This is a genomic window from Kitasatospora sp. NPDC048545 (genome assembly GCF_040651155.1).
Classification (GTDB): domain Bacteria; phylum Actinomycetota; class Actinomycetes; order Streptomycetales; family Streptomycetaceae; genus Kitasatospora.
Map to the genome: position 1 here is coordinate 24,196 of NZ_JBEZIQ010000004.1, position 18,735 is coordinate 42,930.

The 18,735-nt window shown below is 73.9% G+C and carries 10 protein-coding genes; 2 read left to right on the forward strand and 8 right to left on the reverse strand.

From position 1 onward, the window contains the following. Window positions 1–77: 77 nt before the first annotated feature. Complete coding sequence (locus tag AB0D10_RS05685) at window positions 78–689, forward strand: hypothetical protein (RefSeq protein WP_360251828.1); 612 nt, start codon at window positions 78–80, stop codon at window positions 687–689. 52 nt (window positions 690–741) lie between these two features. Here the strand turns inward: AB0D10_RS05685 and AB0D10_RS05690 are convergent, their stop codons facing one another. Then, complete coding sequence (locus AB0D10_RS05690) at window positions 742–1,068, reverse strand: hypothetical protein (RefSeq protein WP_360251831.1); 327 nt, start codon at window positions 1,066–1,068, stop codon at window positions 742–744. 107 nt (window positions 1,069–1,175) lie between these two features. Between AB0D10_RS05690 and AB0D10_RS05695 the strand changes: the two genes are divergently transcribed. Next, window positions 1,176–2,393 carry a pyridoxal-phosphate dependent enzyme gene (locus AB0D10_RS05695; protein WP_360251834.1) on the forward strand — a complete coding sequence of 406 codons (1,218 nt, stop codon included), beginning with the start codon at window positions 1,176–1,178 and terminating at the stop codon, window positions 2,391–2,393. Between the two features lie 122 nt (window positions 2,394–2,515). On the opposite strand, the gene AB0D10_RS05700 is transcribed toward AB0D10_RS05695, so the two are convergent. From AB0D10_RS05700 to AB0D10_RS05730, 7 genes are all read right to left on the reverse strand, one after another. Then, window positions 2,516–3,598, reverse strand: a complete 1,083-nt coding sequence (locus AB0D10_RS05700) for a hypothetical protein (RefSeq protein ID WP_360251837.1) — start codon at window positions 3,596–3,598, stop codon at window positions 2,516–2,518. Continuing rightward, on the reverse strand, window positions 3,595–4,437 hold the full coding sequence (locus AB0D10_RS05705) for an ABC transporter ATP-binding protein (RefSeq protein ID WP_360251840.1): 843 nt from the start codon (window positions 4,435–4,437) through the stop codon (window positions 3,595–3,597). The genes AB0D10_RS05700 and AB0D10_RS05705 overlap by 4 nt, the downstream gene beginning before the upstream one ends. Next, window positions 4,434–4,850, reverse strand: coding sequence for a GntR family transcriptional regulator (locus tag AB0D10_RS05710; RefSeq protein ID WP_360251843.1), 417 nt, complete (start codon window positions 4,848–4,850; stop codon window positions 4,434–4,436). The genes AB0D10_RS05705 and AB0D10_RS05710 overlap by 4 nt, the downstream gene beginning before the upstream one ends. Window positions 4,851–4,972: 122 nt before the next feature. Continuing rightward, a complete protein-coding gene (locus tag AB0D10_RS05715) occupies window positions 4,973–6,028 on the reverse strand; it encodes an NADP-dependent oxidoreductase (RefSeq protein WP_360251846.1) in 1,056 nt (351 codons plus the stop codon). Further along, window positions 6,025–7,689: an NAD(P)/FAD-dependent oxidoreductase gene (locus AB0D10_RS05720; RefSeq protein ID WP_360252417.1), complete on the reverse strand. Its 1,665-nt coding sequence runs from the start codon at window positions 7,687–7,689 to the stop codon at window positions 6,025–6,027. The genes AB0D10_RS05715 and AB0D10_RS05720 overlap by 4 nt, the downstream gene beginning before the upstream one ends. A 44-nt stretch (window positions 7,690–7,733) precedes the next feature. Then, window positions 7,734–9,491 carry an NAD(P)/FAD-dependent oxidoreductase gene (locus tag AB0D10_RS05725; protein ID WP_360251849.1) on the reverse strand — a complete coding sequence of 586 codons (1,758 nt, stop codon included), beginning with the start codon at window positions 9,489–9,491 and terminating at the stop codon, window positions 7,734–7,736. Further along, on the reverse strand, window positions 9,478–18,717 hold the full coding sequence (locus AB0D10_RS05730; protein ID WP_360251852.1) for an amino acid adenylation domain-containing protein: 9,240 nt from the start codon (window positions 18,715–18,717) through the stop codon (window positions 9,478–9,480). Before AB0D10_RS05730 ends, AB0D10_RS05725 begins: the two co-directional genes overlap by 14 nt. Window positions 18,718–18,735 lie beyond the last annotated feature (18 nt).

The following is an 18,735-nucleotide window of genomic DNA, read 5'->3' on the forward strand; positions in this document are numbered from 1 at the left end:
GGACCGGCACCGGACCGGCACCGGACCGTCCGGCGGCCCCCGTCGAACTGTCGGCGGGGGCTGCCATCATGACCCTCATGAACATGGAGACGCTGCTCCGCGACCTCGCGGACGAGCACATCGACGAATTCCTCGGCGAGCGCCCGGAGGAGTTCCACCGCGCCGGCGACCTGACCGTCACCTCGGCCCTGGTCTTCAGCAGCCACGACGCGTCGGAGTGGTCGGCCTGCGAGGACGTGCCGGCGGGCACCCACCCCGTGCACATCGGCGTGGTCCGCCGGCCGGACGCCGAGAGCGGGCGGGAGTCGGTCCACGTCACCATGGCGCTCATCCCGTTCGCCGACCCCGAGGCGATAGCCGAGGCCGAGTTCGAGGACGCGATCGAGGACCACCAGCCGCTCGGCCCCGACCTCGCCCTGCTCTGGGACAGCAGCGCGGTGGACGCCCTGCGCTTCGACGGCCCGCGCCCGGACGCCTTCCCGGACCTCGACGCCTTCGTGGCGCACGTCGAGGCCGAACTGGCCACCGCCGACTGGACCGGCCGGATGCCCGCCTGGGTGGACGTCACCGTGGACGGGCGCACCGGCGTCAACGTCCTGGCCTTCCCGGTCAGCGCCGAGTCGGCGGGCTGCTACGAGGGCCGCGACGCGGACGGCCGCCTGGTCGCCCTGCTGTTCACCGCCTCGTGACCCGCCCTGTCACCGTCCGGTGACCACCGTTCGGTGACCACCGCCGGCCGGGTCAGGGCGCCTTCGCCGACCCGGCGGGCTCCACCCGGGCCGCCACCTGCCGCTCGTCGTCCCGCAGGTAGCGGGCCTGGTCCCGCAGCCGGCGCCCGGCCTTGACGTACACCGTGCCGCTGTCTCTCGTGGTCGTCCGGTCGGAGGCGGCGTCGGCCAGTTCCACCACGGCCTCCACCAGTCCGGCGAGGGCGCCCAGCAGCTTCGCCTCCTCCGCCTCCGGGATGCGCTCGCGTCCGGCCTCCCGGACCTTCGGGAGGGCGTTCTCCCGCAGTTGCCGCCGCGCCTCGCCGACCACCTCGACCATTGCCCGCACGCCGCTGTCCATCGCTCCCCCGGTTCCGTCCGATCTCCGCTGACCCTGTGAGTGTGCCCAGGCGCACGGGAATCACAAACCCCACCCGGTAGCACCTGAAACGCCATTAGGCTGCTTACATGGCAACCGCAGACTCCCTCGCAACCGGCCAGCGCTCCCTCGGCGACCCCGGCCTCGACTACCCGCTCTGGCCCCCGCTCACCGCGGGCTGCCCGCGCACCGGCACCGAGGACGTCGCCTACCCCGTCGAGGTCGACTACGCCTACGACAAGGTCGACCCGACAAGCCTCTTCGCCCCCGCCCCGACGCGCGGCGGCCTGGAGCGCTGGGCCCCGCTGCTGCCGCCGCTGCTCGCGCCGGGCCTGGGCGAGGGCGCCACGCCGCTGGTCGAGATCGAGCCCGGGGTGTACGTCAAGGACGAGTCGCGCAACCCCACCTGGAGCCACAAGGACCGGCTGAACCGGTGCACCACGAGCGCCGCCGTGGGCGTCGGCGCTCCCGGCATCGCGGTCGCCTCCTCCGGCAACCACGGCGCCTCGGCCGCCGCCTACGCCGCCCGCGCCGGGCTGCCCTGCGTCGTGTTCACCGGCCCCGACGTCCCGCCGAACGTCGACGCCTTCCTCAACGCCTACGGCGCGGTGGTGCTCCCGGTGCCGTGGGAGGCCCGCTGGCCGCTGCTGCGGCAGGTGGTCGACCGGCTCGGTCTGCACCCGGTCAGCAATCTGACCACCACCCACACCGGGCACGCGTTCGGCCCCGAGGGCTACAAGACCGTCGCGTACGAGATCTTCCAGGACATCGGCGTGCCGAGCGCGGTGTTCGTCCCCACCGGGTACGGCGAACTGCTCTTCGGCGTCTGGAAGGGATTCGCCGAGCTGCGCCGCCTGGGCCTGACCGACCGGGTGCCGCGCGTCCACTCCTGCGAGGTGGCGGCCTCCGGTCCGCTGGCCAGGGCGATCGAACAGGGCCTGCCCGCCGCCCACGTGACGGTCGGCCCGAGCGACGCCTACTCGATCGCCTCCCCGGTGAGCGGCTACCGCGGGGTGGTCGCGGTCCGGGAGAGCGGCGGCCGGGCGCTCACGGTGGACGACCACCGCCTGGCGGACGCCCAGCACGAGCTGGCCCGCGCCGGCCTGTGGACCGAGCTGTCCGCGGCGGCCGGCCTGGCCGGGCTGCGCAGCCTCGGCGAGCCCGACCTGTCGGACGGCCCGGTGGTGTGCCTGTCGACCTCCACCGGCTTCAAGGACCTCGGGGTCGGCACCCGGCGGACCGAGCCGGTCACGCCGGAGTGGGACGCCGTCCTCCGCCGCTTGCGGGCCGCCGGCATCTCGGACTAGCCGACGCCCGGGCCCCTCGGAACGGGCTGCTCCCCGCGACCCGAGCGGGTGCCCGGCACCTGGGCGGGTGGCCGGGCCGGGCGGGTGACGGTCTGCCGCCCGGCCCGGCCCGCCCCGCCGCGCTACACCGTGGTCCGGGCTCGGCGCACCAGCCACCAGGTCACGGCCAGGGACACCGCGAACAGCCCGAGGTTCAGCCCGTTCTCGATCAGGTGGAAGGTGCCCAGCCGACCGGCCGGCTGCAGGCTCTGCCGGATCCCGGTCAGCCCGTGCTGCTGCAGGCAGGAGGTGAAGGCGGCGGCCCGCCCGTCGGGGATGTTTCCGCACCACTGACCCATCACCTCGCTGTACGGGTGGAGGGCCCCGGCGGCGTCGACGAACGGCGCCTTGCCGCCGTCCAGGACCAGGTCGTTGGCGACCGCGGCGAACGGGTCGGCGCCCTCGCCGCGCTCCGCGGCGAGCGAGATCGTCCGGGTCACCGGGTCCATCAGGTGCGGCCGCAGCTGCTCCATCATCGTCGTGCGCCCGGCGAAGGCACCGAGCACCACCACGAACGCGGGCAGCAGCCGGCGCAGCGCCGCCCCCGTCGCCACCCCGAACATCCCCCAGGCGAGGGCGAGCGTGAGCGGCATCCAGCCGCCGGCCTGGAAAAGCGTGCCCTCGAACAGGCTGCGCCGGGCACCGAGGTGGACGAGCCCGGCGACGTGCAGGCACTCGGCGGAGAGCGCGGCGGCCAGTCCGCCGACGACGGTGCCGAGCACGGCGAGCTTGCCGAACAGCCAGCGCCGCGGGCTGACGTCCTGGGACCAGGCGAGCAGCAGGGTGCGCTGCTCGTACTCCCTGGCCAGCAGCGGCACCCCGATGAACATGCCGAGCATCGCGGGCAGGAAGACCACGAGGTTCAGTTGGTAGCCGGCGATGTCGGTGGCGTGGCCGATCCGGGCGAGCCGGTCCTCGGCGACGGCCCGGGAGCAGTCCGGCCCGTGGCAGAGGTCGAGCGCGCTCTGCAGGTCGGCCGCGTTGACGGCCATCCAGATCAGGATGGCGGCGGTGAGGAGGGCGCCGCCGATCAGCTGCCAGCGGTGCTGGCGCCAGGTGAGCCAGAGGACGCCGCGCCACAGGTTCCCCCCGGCGGCGGGCACGGACCGGGTGGCGGCGGGCGGCGGTGTGGCGGCGGGCGGCGGGGTGGAGGCCGGGGCGCTCACAGTCCGGTCTCCCCGAGCGAGGTCCTGAGGTAGCCGAGCACGATGTCCTCCAGCGTGACGGGGTGGCCGCTCCAGCCCGGGGCGTCCAGCGGGGTGGCCGCGCCGAGCAGCGTGCGCACCACGAAGGTGGACTGCCGGGCGGTGTGGTTCTCGTGGACGACCTGCCCCTCGACGGGCGGCCGGTCGCTGCGCGGCCCGGTCAGCCGCACGTGCTGGGCGAGGAGGTCCTCGACGTCGCCGTCCAGGATGTTGCGGCCGTGCGAGAGCAGCAGTAAGTGGTCGCCCACGCCGGAGAGTTCGGCCACGACGTGGGTGGACAGCAGGACCGTCATCCCGGTCTCGGCGACTTCGGCGAGCAGTTCGCCGGCGACGGCCTTGCGGGCGACCGGGTCGAGGTTGGACAGCGGTTCGTCCAGCAGGAGCAGCGACGGGCAGGCGCCGAGCGCGACGGCGAGCGCGACCTGCGCCTGCTGTCCGCCGGAGAGCTTGTCGCAGCGCCGGTCCAGCGGGACGGCGAACCGCGCCAGCCAGGCGAGTGCGCGGGCCTGGTCCCACACGAGGTTGGTGTGGCGACCGAAGTTCAGCATGTCGGCCACGCTGAAGTCGCGGTAGAGCGGCTTGTCCTGGGAGAGCAGGACCACCCGGCCGTCCGTCCGGCACTCACCGGCGGTGGGTCTGAGCATGCCGCCGGCGATGCCCAACAGGGTGGACTTGCCCGCGCCGTTCGCGCCGACCAGCGCGACCACCCCACCGGCCGGGAGGGTGAAACTGCAGTCGTCCAGGGCGGTCACGCCGCGGTACCGCTTGGTCAGCCCGCGCGCCTCCAGGGCGGCGCTCACGCCCCGGCCCCCTGGCGCGTGTCGCGCTCGGAGGCGGCCGGCTCCGCGGCGAGCACGGCGGTGACCAGGGCCTTGACGTCCTCGTCCTCCAGCCCGGCCTCGCGGGCGTCGGAGACCCAGCGGGCGAGTCCGGTGCGCAGCCGCGCCATGTCGTGCGGTTCGACGGCGCCGAGCGAGCCGGTGACGAAGGTGCCGGAGCCCTGCCGGGCCTCGACCAGCCCGCCGTGTTCCAGCTCCCGGTAGGCCTTGAGCACGGTGTTGGCGTTGACGGTGCACGAGACGACGACGTCCCGGACGGCGGGCAGGCGGTCGCCGGGCTTCAGCAGTCCCAGCCTGAGCGCTTCCCGTACCTGCTGCACGAGTTGGGCGTAGGCAGGGAGGCCGTCCGTCCGGTCCACATGGAATTCGATCACGGGGCGTCTCCTCGGTCGTTGAGGCCTGCCCCTGAATTGTTATGGTCCAGTAGAACACTAGTCAACCACTACACCGAAACAGTCGCCGAAGCGCTCACGCGGATCCGGGCCCGGGCATCCGCTCAGAGCTCGACCAGCACCTTCCCCCGGGTCGCCGACCGGTCCACGTAGAGGCTGCGGTACGCGGCGGGGATGCTGTCGAAGCCCCGGTGGACGGTCTGCTGGTACCTCAGCTCCCCGCTCCGGACCAGCGCGCCGAGGTCCCGCCGCAGCGCCGCCCAGTTCTCGTCGGTGAACCACTCCAGCGAGAAGATCCCCCGGATCGTGGTGCGCGGGTACATGATCATCGGCAGCAGCCGCGGGCCCGCCCAGCCGCCGCCGACCTGGCTCCCCCACTGCCAGCAGACCGCTACCCGGCTCTCGACCGCGAGCATGCCGAAGACCACGTCGGTCAGCACCCCGCCGAGGCTGTCGAAGTAGCGGTCGATGCCGTCCGGCGCGAGTTCGGCCAGCTCCTTCTCCAGCCGCTCCGGGGCGTCGCCGTCGCGGTACAGCACCACCCCGTCGAATCCCAGCTCCCACAGCCGCCCGGCCTTCTCCGGCGTCGCCGTGGTGCCGAGGACCCGCGCGCCCCGGTGCCTGGCCAGCTGCCCGACCAGCGAACCCACGGCCCCGGAGGCCCCGCTGACCAGCACGGTCGAACCGGGGCGCACGTCCAGGAACTTCTCGACCGTCCCCCAGGCCGTCATCCCCGGCCCGCCCAGGACGCCGAGCGCGGTGGAGAGCGGCAGCGCCTCGTCGTAGTGGCCGGGGTCCAGCCGGCGGAAGGCGGGGAAGACCATCGGGAAGGTGCCGGTCTGCCAGAGCCTCGGCGCGCCGTTGCTGATCACGTGGCTGCGCCAGCCGCCGAAGCCCTGCACCAGGTCGCCGGCCGCGAACGGCGCGGCCGGCCCGGCCTCCAGCACCTCCATGATCGAGTCGGCGCCCATGTGGTCGCCGATCGGGGTGTCCAGCGCGATGCCCTGCAGGTACGGGTCGACCGAGACGTACCGGGTGCGCAGCAGCATCTCGTCCGCGGCGAGGCGGACGTCCACCTCCTCCACGGCCTTCCGGTACATCCGCTCGACGTCCGGCACGCCGTCCACGTGCTCCCCGACGGTCCAACTCTCGATCCTCACGAGGTGACTCCAAACTGGCGGTCGACCGGTCCGACCGGGTCGATGAGCAGGGTGGGCGGCGGCGCGCTGTCGTCCACCTCGGCGGTGAACGGCTTGTGGTCGTCCCGGCAGACGAACTGGACGACGTGCCGGCCGGCCGCCGCCGCCCGGATCAGCCCGCCGGTGGTCGCCCAGACACCGGAGAGGTAGAAGTTCTCCAGACCGGGCAGCCCCGGGCCGTTGCGCTTGATCTCCTCCTCCAGGGTCTCCCCGCTCTCCACGAAGGGCTGCCAGCCCAGCACCGTGCCGTCGTAGTTGCCGGTGTAGCGGACCTGGGTGAGCGGGGTGGAGACGTCCTTGACCGCCACCGCGTCCTTGAGGCCCGGGTGGTGGGCGTCCAGGAACTCGATCACGGCGTCCCGCACCCGGCGCTTCTCCCGCTGGTACTCCCGGCCCCGGCCGACCGGCAGGGTGTGCAGTTCCTCGCCGCGCCGCAGCCGGGGCGTCTGCTCCGGTCCGGTGCTGAGTTCGCGCCAGGGGGCGATGTCGCAGAAGTAGCTGGCGTAGACCACGGTGGTCCCGGCCGGGGACAGCTCCGGGTAGTGGCGGCTGCGGAACTGGACGTTGATGCTGGGGTGCCGGATCCCGGTGAGCCGGGCGGCGAGGTCGTCCTCCAGCAGGTAGGTGGTACACGGATCGCCGGCCGGGAAGGGCCGGCGCAGGCCGAGGAACACGGTCAGGTAGCCGGGGAAGACCATGCCGGGTTCGGTGATGGTCGTGGTGTACAGCCGGCGGTAGGTGTCGTTCAGGTAGCGGCCCTTGAGCAGGTCCAGCACCGTGGTCCGGCCGTCGCAGGCCGCCACCACGATGTCCGCCCGCACCTCCCGGCCGTCGCTCAGCCGCACCCCGACCGCCCGGTCCCGCTCGACCAGGATCTCGGTCGCCTTGGCGTTGTACGTGATCTCGCCGCCGAGCCGCCGGTAGCGCTGCTCGATCGAGTGCGCCAGGCCGAGCGAGCCGCCCTCCGGCACCCCGGCCGACTGCCCGGCGTGCGAGGCGAGCTGGAAGTACGTCGGCAGCACGGGGAAGTTGGGGTGCTTCTCGTAGAGGACGAAGTTGAACGCCTCGCGCAGCAGCGGGCTGCGGAACCGTGCCGAGTAGTCGCTCATCAGCACGGTGATCGAGCGCCGGATCACGTTGACGTACGGCAGGAAGGAGGCGAGCATCCGCCACCGCTCCCGCCGCCCCATCAGTCCGACCGGCTTGAGGAAGGGGTAACGGGCCAGCGCCAGGCGGAACTTGCGCAGCCCGGCACAGAACTGCCGGATCTGCCGGGCGTCCTCCGGGGCCAGTTCGAGCAGGTGGGCCTCCAGCCGGTCCGGGTCGGAGTAGAAGTAGACCGCCCGGCCGTCCCTGGCCCGCACCACGTTGAAGACGTCGAAGTTGCGCATCCGCTTGCCCTGCAGCGCGCCGAGTTCGAGCCAGATCCGGTGCATCTCGTTGCCCGGACCGCTGCCCAGCAGCCAGCTGACGCAGCAGTCGAAGGTGAACTCGCCGCGGTCCCAGCCCGTGCAGCAGCCGCCGGGGATCTCGTGCATCTCCAGGATCCGGGTGCGGTAGCCGTTCATCTGCGCGTAGCAGCCGGTGGACAGGCCGCCGAGCCCGCCGCCGATGATGACCATGGTCTGCCTGCCGCCGGCGGCCGTGCCGCCGGTCGTCGTCCCGCTCACTCCGCCACTCCCACTCCCACGTCCGCCGCTCCCGCCCCTGCCGCCTCCGCCTCCACGTCGGCTTCCACCGCGCCCGCCTGCGGCCGTGTCACGGTGGCCCGGTCGAGTCGCGGCAGGCGGCCCCACTTGCCGGTGTGCCAGGGTTCCCGGCTCTCGCTGGGCCAGGCCCGGAACGGCCGCCCCAGCTCCCGGCAGAGGTACTGCGCGGCGAACCGCCCACTGGTGGCGGCCCGGATCAGTCCGCCGAGCGCGGTCCACTGCCCGGCCATCGAGAAGCCGTCGAGGCCGGGCAGCCGCATCCGGTCCCGGTTGACCAGCCGGTTGGCGACGTCCTCGGCCTCGGAGAAGGCCTGCCAGGCGAGGATGCTGCCGTAGGTGTTGCCGGTGAACCGCTCGGTGGTCACCGGCGAGGCCACGTCGACCAGTTCGATCCGCCGGCCGAGCCCGGGGTACGTCCGTTCCAGGAACCCCCGGACGAACGCGGCGACCTCCTGCTTGCGCGCCCGGTAGGCCCGGCGGTCCCGGACCCGCAGGTCCTTCCAGGAGCGGTAGTCGCTGAAGTAGGTGCAGTGCAGCACCGACTTGCCGGGCGGGGCGAAGCCCTCCGCGTAGGCCGAGCGCAACTGCACCACCAGGCTGCTCTGCAGCGAGCCGGGCAGCCGGGCGCCCTCCTCGGGCGCCAGCAGGTACGTGGTGCTGTGCGGCTCCCGCTCCGGCAGCGGGCCGTCGACCCCGACGAAGGCGGAGACCACGGCCGGGTACAGGTTGCCGGGCTTGTCGAGCAGTTCGCCGTACAGCCGGTCGGTGGCGGGGCTGGAGTAGCGGCCCCCGAGGAGCCGGTCGAGGACGGTCGGGCCGTCACAGGCGCCGACCACGTGGTCGGCGTAGTGCCGTGTTCCGTCGCGGAGTTCGACACCGACGGCGCGGCCGTCCTCGATCAGGATCCGCTCCACCCGGCAGCGGTAGCCGATCACCCCGCCGAGCGAGGTGTAGCGCTCCTCCACCGAGCGGGCCAGCCCCAGCGAACCGCCCTGCGGGAAGCCCGCGTTGCCGTTGTGCGCGGCGGCCAGGGTGTACAGGTAGGGCAGCAGCGGGAAGCCCGCCGGTTCCTGCAGGAACATGTTGGGGAAGGCGCGGCGCAGCAGCGGGTCCTGGAAGCGCTCGGCGAAGCCGCTCATCGGGGTGGTCGCGGTGCGCCAGAACAGCCGGAAGGCGGGCAGGACGGCGCGCAGGGTGCGCAGCCGTTCCGCGGTGGTGCGCAGCGGCGGCGGGGTGAGGTCCCAGGGCAGGTCGACGGCGGCGAAGCGGCGCAGGTCCCGGCAGAAGGCGCGGATCGGCTTGGCGTCGCCGGGGGCGAGGGCCAGCAGGTGGTGTTCCAGCCGGTCCGGGTCGCCGTAGAAGGTGACGGCGCGGCCGTGTTCGTCGACGACCCGGTTGAAGGTGTCGAAGCGGGTCACCGACTTGCCGTCCAGGGCGCCGAGTTCGCTCCAGACCCGGTGCGCGCCGGTGCCCTCGGCCGTGCCGATCAGCCAGTCGATGCAGTAGTCGAACAGGTAGCCCTGCCGGGACCACGCGGTGCAGCAGCCGCCGGGCAGGACGTGCTTCTCGAAGATCCGGGTCTCCAGGCCGCTCATCTGCGCGTAGCAGCCGGTGGCGAGGCCGGCCAGGCCGGCCCCGATCACGATGACCCGGGGCGGGCCGCCGGGGGCCCGCTCCCTTCCGGACCAGTCCGGTCCGCGGTCAGCCGCGGCCATCGGCGGCGCCTCCGGCCAGGATGGCGCCCGCCAGTTCGGCGTTGCGGGCGGCGTGTTCGCCGTCGAGCATCTCGGCGTGGCTGCCGTGGCCGGCGTGCACGGCGGTGCCGGTGGTGGAGGCGCCGTGCCAGGACCCCTCCTCGCCGCCGACGTGCACGGCCAGTCGTTCGCGTTCGCAGACCACGTCGAGCTGGGCCCGCACCGTGCCGGTGTTGGGGGTGCGGCTGCAGAACTCCAGGTAGTCCCGGGCCTGTTCGAGGGTCTCCCGGGCGACGATCCGCGAGCCGGTGTGGCGGTGCAGGTGCTCGTGGAGTTCGCGTTCGAAGACGGCCACGTGCTCCTCGCCGAGGTCGAAGGCGTCCAGGACCCGGTAGGCGTCGACCAGCAGGACCGAGCCGACCGTGCGGCCGCGGCGTTCCAGTTCCTTGGCGACCTCGAAGGCGAGGTTGCCGCCGAGCGAGTAGCCGAGCAGCACATACGGTCCGGCCGGGTGCAGTTCCTCGACCAGGTCGGCGTAGCGGGCGGTCTTGTCGTCGCCGGTCAGGTAGTTGAAGGCGGCGATCCGGTGCTCGGGCAGGTGCGCGGCGAGCTGCCGGTAGACCAGTCCGTGGCCGCCGGCCGGAGGGAAACAGAAGACCGTCCGGCCGTTCGTCGCCGCGGGGTTGAACCAGAGGTACGGCTGGCCGCCGGCCGCCTCGCCGGTGATGATCTGCTCGACGGTGCGGGCCATGCCGTGCAGGGTGGTGACCTTGAACAGCCGGCCGACCGGGATCTCGATGTTGAACTCGGTCCGCAGGTGGTGGATCAGCTCGATGAGCCGGATCGAGCTGCCGCCGAGTTCGAAGAAGTCGTGCTGCAGGCCGACCTCGTCCAGGCCGAGCAGGTTCCGCCAGTGCTCGGCGACCCGGGTCTCGTAGAGCGTGACGGGCGGTTCGTGCTGGGCGCCGCCGGTGTCGGCCTTCGGCTCCGGCAGGGCGGCGAGGTCGACCTTGCCGTTCGGCGTGAGCGGCAGGGCGGGCAGTTCGGTGAGGTAGGAGGGGATCATCACGGTGGGCAGGTGCTCGGCCAGGTGGCGGCGCAGTTCGCGGCGGTCCGGCACCGCGCCCTCGGCGGGGACGACGTAGGCGGCCAGTACCGCCTCGCCCGAGGCGTCCTGGCGGACGGCCACACAGGCCTGGGCGAGTTCGGGGCGGGCGGTGAGGTGGGCCTCGATCTCGCCCGGTTCGATCCGGTGGCCGCGGACCTTGACCTGGTTGTCGATCCGGCCGAGCAGGTGCGCGGTGCCGGCGGTGTCCCAGTGCCCGAGGTCACCGGTGCGGTAGAGCCGCACCGGGGCGCCGTCGAGCTCCAGGGTGAGGAAGCGCCGGGCGCTCTGCTCCGGGTCGTTGGGGTAGCCAGCGGCGACGCCCGCGCCGCCGATCCACAGCTCGCCGGGCACGCCCGCCGGGACGGGTTCGCCGTACGGGTCCAGGATGTACAGCGCGCTGTTCGGGAAGGGGCGGCCGATCGGCACCATCCGGCCGGGTTCCAGGCCGTCGGCGGCGCCCTCGTAGTAGGTGCTGTCGACGGTGGCCTCGGTCAGGCCGTAGGAGTTGACCAGCCGGGTCCGCTCGCCGCACAGGGCGCGCAGCCTGCGGTGTTCGGTGGCCTTCCAGGAGTCGGAGCCGACGACGACCAGCTTCAGGAAGTCCAGCCGCAGGCCGTCCCGTTCGCAGTGGGTCAGCAGGGCGCGGGCCACGGCGGGCACGAACTCGCCGCAGTCCACGGCCTCTTCGCGCATCACCCGGTGCAGCCTGGCGGTGTCGAAGAGCAGCTCGCGGTCGACCAGGACGAGGGTGCCGCCGGTGCCGAGGGCCCGGGCGAGGTCGCCGGAGAAGACGTCGAAGGCGGTGCCGGCCATCTGCAGGTGCACCCGGGCCTCGGTGTCCAGCCGGTACTCCGCGCGCCAGCCGGCGGTGACGGCGGCCAGGTTGCGGTGGTCGACCCGGACCCCCTTCGGGCGGCCGGTGGAGCCGGAGGTGTGGATCACGTAGGCGGCCCGGTCCGGGTCGGCGGCGGGCAGCCGGGCGTCCCCGGCGGGCCGGTCGAGGTCCGCCAGGGTGACCGGCTGGGCGGGCAGGTCGGCGGCGGGCGGGCGCCGGTCGTCGACCACGACCAGGGCGGCGCCGGCGTCGGTCACCTGGTGCGCCAGCCGGTCGGCCGGGTGGCCGGGGTCGAGCGGCAGATAGGCCGCGCCGGCCCGCCAGATCCCCAGCAGGGTGGTGATCAGCTCGGGCGACTTGTCGAGGCAGACGGCCACCACCGAGCCCTCCCCGACGCCCAGTTCGCGCAGCCGCAGGGCGGTGCGCCGGGAGCAGCGGTCCAGTTCGCCGTAGGTGAGGCGCCGCGTCCCGTCCCGGCCGGGTGCGACCACGGCGACGGCCTCGGGGTGTTCGGCGGCGGCCCCGGTGATCAGCTCCGGAAGGGGGGTGTCGTGGTCGATCCGGCGCTCGGCGCCGCTGAACACGGTGAGGATCTCCCGGCGCTCGGCCGGGTCCAGCATCCGCAGCCGCCCGACCGGCTCGCCCTCGGCGGCCCGGGTCATGGCGTCCAGCAGGTTGCGGTAGTGCGCGGCCAGCCGCCGGACGGTGGCGGGCTCGAAGAGGTCGGAGTTGTACTTGAGGACGCAGTGGAAGCAGCCGTCCGAGCGGTCCTCGTAGGCGGACAGCGTCAGGTCGAACTGGCCTTCTTCCTCCGGGAGTTCGATGTACTCCAGGCGGTAGCCGAAGCGCTCCACGGCGACCTTGTGGGTGAGCAGGATGAACATCGCCTGGAACACCGCGGAGCGGCTCGGGTCGTGCTGCAGCCCCAACTGCTCGACCAGCAGCGGGAACGGGTACTCCTGGTTGTCCAGCCCGCCGAGCACGCTCTCCCGGACCCGGGCCAGCAGCTCGGTCACCGTGGGCTCACCGGCCAGGCTCACGTGCAGCGGCAGCGGGTTGACGAAGTAGCCGTAGACCGAGGCGAACTCCTCCTGGGTGCGGCCGGTGACCGGGCTGCCGACCACGATGTCCGGCTGCCCCGACCACCGGTGCAGCAGCAGGTAGTAGCCGCTGAGCAGCACCATGAACGGGGTGGCGTTGTGCGCACGGGCCAACTCGTGGACGCGGGCCGTGAGTTCGGCGTCCAGTCGGAAGAACTCGGAGGCGCCGTTGTGGGTCTGCACGGCCGGCCGGGGCTTGTCGGTGGGCAGCGCCAGCACCGGCATCCCGGCGGGCAGCCGGCCGCGCCAGTAGTCGAGCATCCGCTGCGCCCCGGGCCCGGCCAGGAAGCGGTTCTGGTGGTTGAGGAAGTCCAGGTAGCGGGCGGGCACCGGGGGCAGTTCGGGGGTGCGTCCCCGGCGCAGCGCCTCGTAGACCTCGAACAGCTCCTCGATGAAGGTGAAGGTGGAGATCGCGTCCGAGACGATGTGGTGGACGGCCTTCATCAGCACCCACCGGTCCGGCCCGCGCCGGAACAGCCGCAGTCGCACCAGCGGGTCCTCGGCGAGGTCGTACGGCCGGCGGTACTCGCGGACGATCAGCTCGTGGATCTCCTCCCAGGGGCGGCCCTCGACGTCGAACAGCCCGGTGTCGGCCCGGTCCTCCGCGCGGATGCACTGGACCGGCCGGCCCTCCTCGCTCGTGAAGGCGGCGCGCAGTCCGGGGTGGCGGGCGACCAGGCGGCGGAAGGCGGCGAACACCAGCTCCGGTTCGAGCGCCGCGCGGACCTCGACGGCGCCGCCGATGTTGTACGCGAAGCCGTCGGGGTGCAGCTGGCGCAGGAACCAGAGCGCCTGCTGGTTGTGGGTGAGCGGGTAGCGGGACTCGTCGGTGTGCAGCTCGACCTCGGCCCGGGCAGGGCCGTCGTCGGCTTCGAGCCGCTCGGCCAGGCCCTCGGTGAGCAGGTCGGCCAGGTCACCGACGGTGCCGTTGCTGAGCAGGGCCACCACGGGCAGGGCGACGCCCAGTTCGCCGTGCACCCGGGCGCGCAGTTCCATCGCGAGCAGCGAGTCCAGGCCGTGCGCGCCGAGCCTGGTGTCCGGGGCGATCCGTTCGGCGCCGATCCGCAGCACGGCCGCGGCGGCGGCGGTGAACCGCTCGGTGACCAGCTCGTGCCGGGTCTGCCGGTCGGCCGCCCGGTAGGCGTCCAGAAAGCCGCCGGTCTCGGCCGGGGCCTGCTCGGCGGCGCTCGCCGCCAGCTCGGCGACCAGCGGCGGGGGCGTCGGGTACCAGGCCAGGAAGGTCGGCCAGTCGACCACGGTGGCGACCAGCAGCTGGGCGCGGTCCTGGCCGAGGACCCGCTCCAGGACGGCCGTCCCGGCGTCCGGCGGCAGCGAGCTCATGCCGCGGGCGTCCCGGTAGTGGGCGACCAGGCCCAGTTCCTCGATCATGCCGGTGGCCCAGGGCCCCCAGTCCAGGCTGAGCGCGGGCAGGCCGTCGGCCCGGCGGTGGTGCGCGAGCGCGTCCAGGAAGGCGTTCCCGGCCGCGTAGTTGGTCTGCCCGGCGGTGGTGAGCAGCGAGGCGACGGAGGCGAACAGCACGAAGTGGTCGAGCGGTTCGTCGCGCAGCAGCCGGTGCAGCAGGTGACCGCCGGCGACCTTGGGGGCGTACCCGGCGTCGAAGGCCGCGCGGTCCATCTGTGCCAGCAGGGTGTCCTTGACCTGCCCGGCGAGGTGGAACACGCCGCGGATCGGCGGGAGCCGGAGCTCCCGGTGGTCGGCGAGCCAGCCGGCCAGGGCGGCCTCGTCGGTGACGTCCACGGGGGCGAGCAGCGGTTCGGCGCCGAGCGCCTGGAGTTCGCGCAGGAAGGTGATCCGCTCCCCGGCCGGGGTGTCCGGGTCGGTGTGCGCCCACCGGGAGCGCTCGGGCAGGGCGGTGCGGCCGACCAGGATCAGCCGCCGGGCGCCGCGTTTGACCAGGGTGCGGCAGAGCAGCCGGCCGAGGGCGCCGAACGCCCCGGTGACCAGGTAGCTGCCGTCGGGGCGCAGGACCGGCGGCAGCGGCCGGGTGAGGCCCTCGGCCGGGCGCAGCCGGCTGGTCAGGCGGCCGCCGGCTCGCAGCGCGATCTCCTGCTCGTCCCGGGCGGCGAGTTCGGCGAGCAGCGCCTCGGCCTGGTCGGCCGCGGGGACGGCCGGGTCGAGGTCGACCAGGGTGCCGCGCTGGGCGACGAGTTCCTGTTGCCACAGGACGCGTCCGATGCCCCAGGCGGGGGCGCCGAGCGGTTCGACCCGGTCGACGAGGGCGGCCGGCTGGGTGCCCCGGGTGACGATGTGCAGCCGGGCGTCCGGGCGGGCGGCGGGCAGTTCCCGGGCGAGCGCGATCAGCGAGTAGGCGCCGAGGGTGGCGAGTCCGTCGAGCCGGTCGGCCGTGGTGGCGTCGAGGGCGGGCAGGTCGAGGTTCCAGAGGTGGACGACGGTGCGGTGGCCGGGGTCCAGGTCGGCGAACAGCCGCCGGACGTCCTCGGCCGAGTCGGGCCGGACGGTCGAGTGCCCGTCCTCGTGCCGGTACTGCGCGCCGGGCCGGACGAGGTGGCAGCGGGCGCCGCGCTGGGCGGCGAGCGCGGCCAGCCGTTCGGCGAGGCCGCTCCGGTCGGCGAAGAGCAGCAGGTCGCCGGGCGCCTCCTCGGCGACGGGCGCGGGCGCGGGCGTCCACGCGACCTCGGTGAGCCAGCCGTCGATGGTGGCCAGGCCGACCGAGGCCGGGGCCTGGGCGACGTCGGCGACCCGGAAGCCGGTGATCCGGCCGACGGGGGCGCCGTCCTCGGTGTACAGGGCGATGTCGCCGACGAGTTCGGCGCCGCTGTCGCGGGTGACGGTGGCGTGCGCCCAGAGCGGGCGGGCGCCGATCCCGTCGAGCCGGACCTCCTCGATGGTGACCGGCAGGCGGAGGCTGCCGTCCTCGGGTGCGTGCAGCGTGGTGGTGAGCAGGGTCTGGAAGCAGGCGTCCAGCAGGACCGGGTGCAGGTGGTGGTCGGCGGCGTCGGGGCCGAGGGCGGCGGTCGGCCGGATCCGGGCGAGCGCCCGGCCGGGGCCGGCCCAGACCTCCTCGATGGCCCGGAAGGCGGGTCCGTAGTCGTATCCGCGCTCGGCCAGTCGCCGGTAGCAGTCCGGTCCGTCGAGGCGCTGCCCGTGGGTGTCCGGCGCCGAGAGGTCCGGGGCGGGGCCGTGGGAGCGGCGCTGGCCGGTGCGGACCCGGCCGCAGGCGTGCACGGTCGGCTCGCCGCCGGCCGGGGTGGCGGCGACGGTGAAGCGGGCGTCCTCCGGCGCGTAGCCGAGCTGGACGGGGACGGGTTCGGTCTCGGAGAGGAACAGGGCCCGGTTGAGTTCGACCTCGGCCAGCACCACCTCGGTGCCGCCGGTGAGGGCGCGGACGGCCTGGGCGGCCATCTCCAGGTACCCGGCGGCGGGGAAGACCACCCGGCCCTCGATCCGGTGGTCGGTCAGGTACGGCAGCCGCTCGGGGTCGAGCACGGTGGTCCAGCCGGGCTGGGCGCTCGCGGTGCGGCGGCCCAGCAGCGGGTGGTCGACCCGGCCGAGTCTGACCCGCTCGACGGGCACGGGCTCGACCCAGTACCGGTCGCGCCGCCACGGGTAGGCCGGCAGCGGCACCGGCCGACCGGCCGGGTGCAGCGCGTCCCAGGTCAACTCGACGCCGAGGGTGTGCAGTTCGGCCAGGCTGCGGGCGAAGCGCTCGGGCTCGTCCTGGTGGCGGCGGATCGACGGCAGGGTGTGCGTCCGCTCGGCGCACTCGCGGATCGCGTGGCCGAGCACCGGGTGCGGGCCGACTTCCAGGAACAGGCCGTGCCCGTCCTCGGCCATCCGCTCGACGGCGGCCCGGAACCGCACCGGGTTGCGGACGTTCTCCCACCAGTACCCGCCGTCCAGCTCGGGGCCCCGGGCGAGGCCCTCCCGTGCGGTCAGGTAGAGCGGCAGCCGTGCCTCCCGCGGCTTGACGGGGCCGAGCGCGGCGACCAGCTCGTCCCGGATCGGATCCATCCGCACGCTGTGGTAAGGGACTTCGACGTCCAGGAGGCGGGCGAAGACGCCCTGCTGCCTCAGTTCCTCGGCCAGCTCGACCAGGGCGTCGGTGTCCCCGGCCAGGGTCACTGCGGACGGGCTGTTGACCGCGCCGAGGGAGATCCGGGCGCGGTACGGCCGGATCCGGCGCTCCGCCTCCGCCTCCGGCAGGCCGACCGCGAGCATGCTGCCGGTGCCGGCCAGCCGCTGCTGGAGCCGGCTGCGGGCCAGCACCACCCGGACGGCGTCGGCGAGGTCGTACACCCCGGCCTCGTGGAAGGCCGCGACCTCGCCGGTGCTGTGGCCGACCACCGCGTCGGGGCGCAGGCCGTGGCTGCGCCAGAGCGCCGAGAGGCCCACCTGGACGGCGAAGTTGGCGGGCTGGGCCAGCCAGGTCTCGGCCATCCGGGAGTCGGTCTCGTCCCGGCCCAGTTCCGTCAGCAGCGACCAGTCGGCCTGCTCGCGGATCTCCGCGTCGACGGCCCGGACGGCCTCCCGGTAGACCGGCTCGTTCTCGTACAGGCCGCGGCCCATGCCCCACCACTGCGGGCCCATGCCGGTGAACACCCAGGCCAGGCGCCGCTCCCGGCGTTCCCGGGCGCGGCCCCGGGCCACCCGGGGGTGCTCCTCGCCGCGCTCGCACGCGGCCAGTGCCTCGTCCAGGTCCTGCCGGGAGGTGTACGCCACCGCGAGCCGCTCGGGCAGGTGCTGGCGGCGGTGCGCCAGGGTGTGGCCGAGGTCGGTGAGCGAGGTGCCGGAGGCCAGCTCCTGCCGTACGGCGGCGGCGAGTTCGGGCAGTCCGGCGGCGTCCTTGGTGCTCAGCGGCAGGACGGTGCAGACCGGTTCCGCGACCGGCGGCGCGGGCTCCCGGCCGGGCGGTTCCTCCAGCAGGACGTGCGCGTTGGTGCCGCCGAAGCCGAAGGAGTTGACGCCCGCGCGGGCCGGGCCGCGGTGCTCGGGCCAGTCGACCGGCTCGGTCGGGATCTCGAAGGGCAGCGCGGCCAGGTCGATGCCGGGGTTGGGCCGTTCCAGGTTGAGGTGCGGCGGGATGCGGCGGTGCTTCAGGGCGAGCGCGGTCTTGATCAGCCCGGCGACGCCGGCGGCGGCCTCGGTGTGCCCGATGTTGGTCTTGACCGAGCCGACGTAGCAGCGGTCCCCGGAACGGCGGCCGATGCCCAGCACCCGGCCGAGCGCGGTGGCCTCGATCGGGTCGCCGACCGGGGTGGAGGTGCCGTGCGCCTCCACGTACTGCAGGCTGCCGGGCAGTACCCCGGCCTCGGCGCAGACCCGCTCGATCAGGGTGACCTGGGCGTCGGCGTTGGGGACGGTGATGCCGTTGGTGCGGCCGTCCTGGTTGACGCCGCTGCCGAGGATCACCGCGTGCACCGGGTCTCCGTCGCGCCGCGCGTCGGAGAGCCGCTTGAGGACGACCACGCCGATACCCTCAGCCCGGACGTAGCCGTCGGCGGAGGCGTCGAAGGCCCGTGAGCGGCCGTCCGCGGAGAGGAAGCCGCCCTTGGTCTCGGCGATCGTGTACTGCGGCGCCATGTGCAGCAACGCACCGCCGGCCAGCGCGAGTTCGGTCTCACCCCGGAGCAGGCTCTGGCAGGCGAGGTGGACGGCGACCAGGGAGGAGCTGCAGGCGGTGTCGATCGAGACGCTGGGGCCGCGGAAGTCGAAGCAGTGCGAGATCCGGTTGGAGACCATCGTCATCATCGTGCCGGTGGCGGTGTGCGCGGCGATCGTGGTGAAGTCGAGGTCGGCGAACTGCAGGATCTTCCAGTCGAGGGTGAAGGCGCCCATGTAGACGCCCACTTCCCGGCCGGCCAGCTCGGCCGGGCGCAGGCCGCCGTCCTCCAGGGCCTCCCAGCTGACCTCCAGGAGCTTGCGCTGCTGCGGGTCCATGTGTTCGGCCTCGCGCGGGCTGATCCCGAAGAAGTCCGGGTCGAAGGTGTCGAAGCCGTCGATGTAGCCGCCCCGGCCGCCGATCAGGCGTCCGGGCTTGGCCCGGTCCCGGCTGCCCAGGGTGGTGGTGTCGTAGCGGTCGGCGGGCGTCCCGGTGAGGCAGTCCCGGCCCTCGATCAGGTTGCGCCAGTAGGTCCGGTGGTCGTTGGCGTGTCCCGGCAGGCGGCAGCCGATACCGGTGATCGCGATGGGCTCGCGGGGCGCGGCGAAGGGCGAGGAAGTCATGATCCAATCCGAGGGTGA

What these genes read in the sequence shown, in the direction of transcription:
- AB0D10_RS05720 (WP_360252417.1), bottom strand. Translation starts at nt 7,689, where the DNA reads ATGGTCATCATCGGCGGCGGGCTCGGCGGCCTGTCCACCGGCTGCTAC.
- AB0D10_RS05730 (WP_360251852.1), bottom strand. Translation starts at nt 18,717, where the DNA reads ATGACTTCCTCGCCCTTCGCCGCGCCCCGCGAGCCCATCGCGATCACC.
- AB0D10_RS05695 (WP_360251834.1), top strand. Translation starts at nt 1,176, where the DNA reads ATGGCAACCGCAGACTCCCTCGCAACCGGCCAGCGCTCCCTCGGCGAC.
- AB0D10_RS05690 (WP_360251831.1), bottom strand. Translation starts at nt 1,068, where the DNA reads ATGGACAGCGGCGTGCGGGCAATGGTCGAGGTGGTCGGCGAGGCGCGG.
- AB0D10_RS05725 (WP_360251849.1), bottom strand. Translation starts at nt 9,491, where the DNA reads ATGGCCGCGGCTGACCGCGGACCGGACTGGTCCGGAAGGGAGCGGGCC.
- AB0D10_RS05685 (WP_360251828.1), top strand. Translation starts at nt 78, where the DNA reads ATGAACATGGAGACGCTGCTCCGCGACCTCGCGGACGAGCACATCGAC.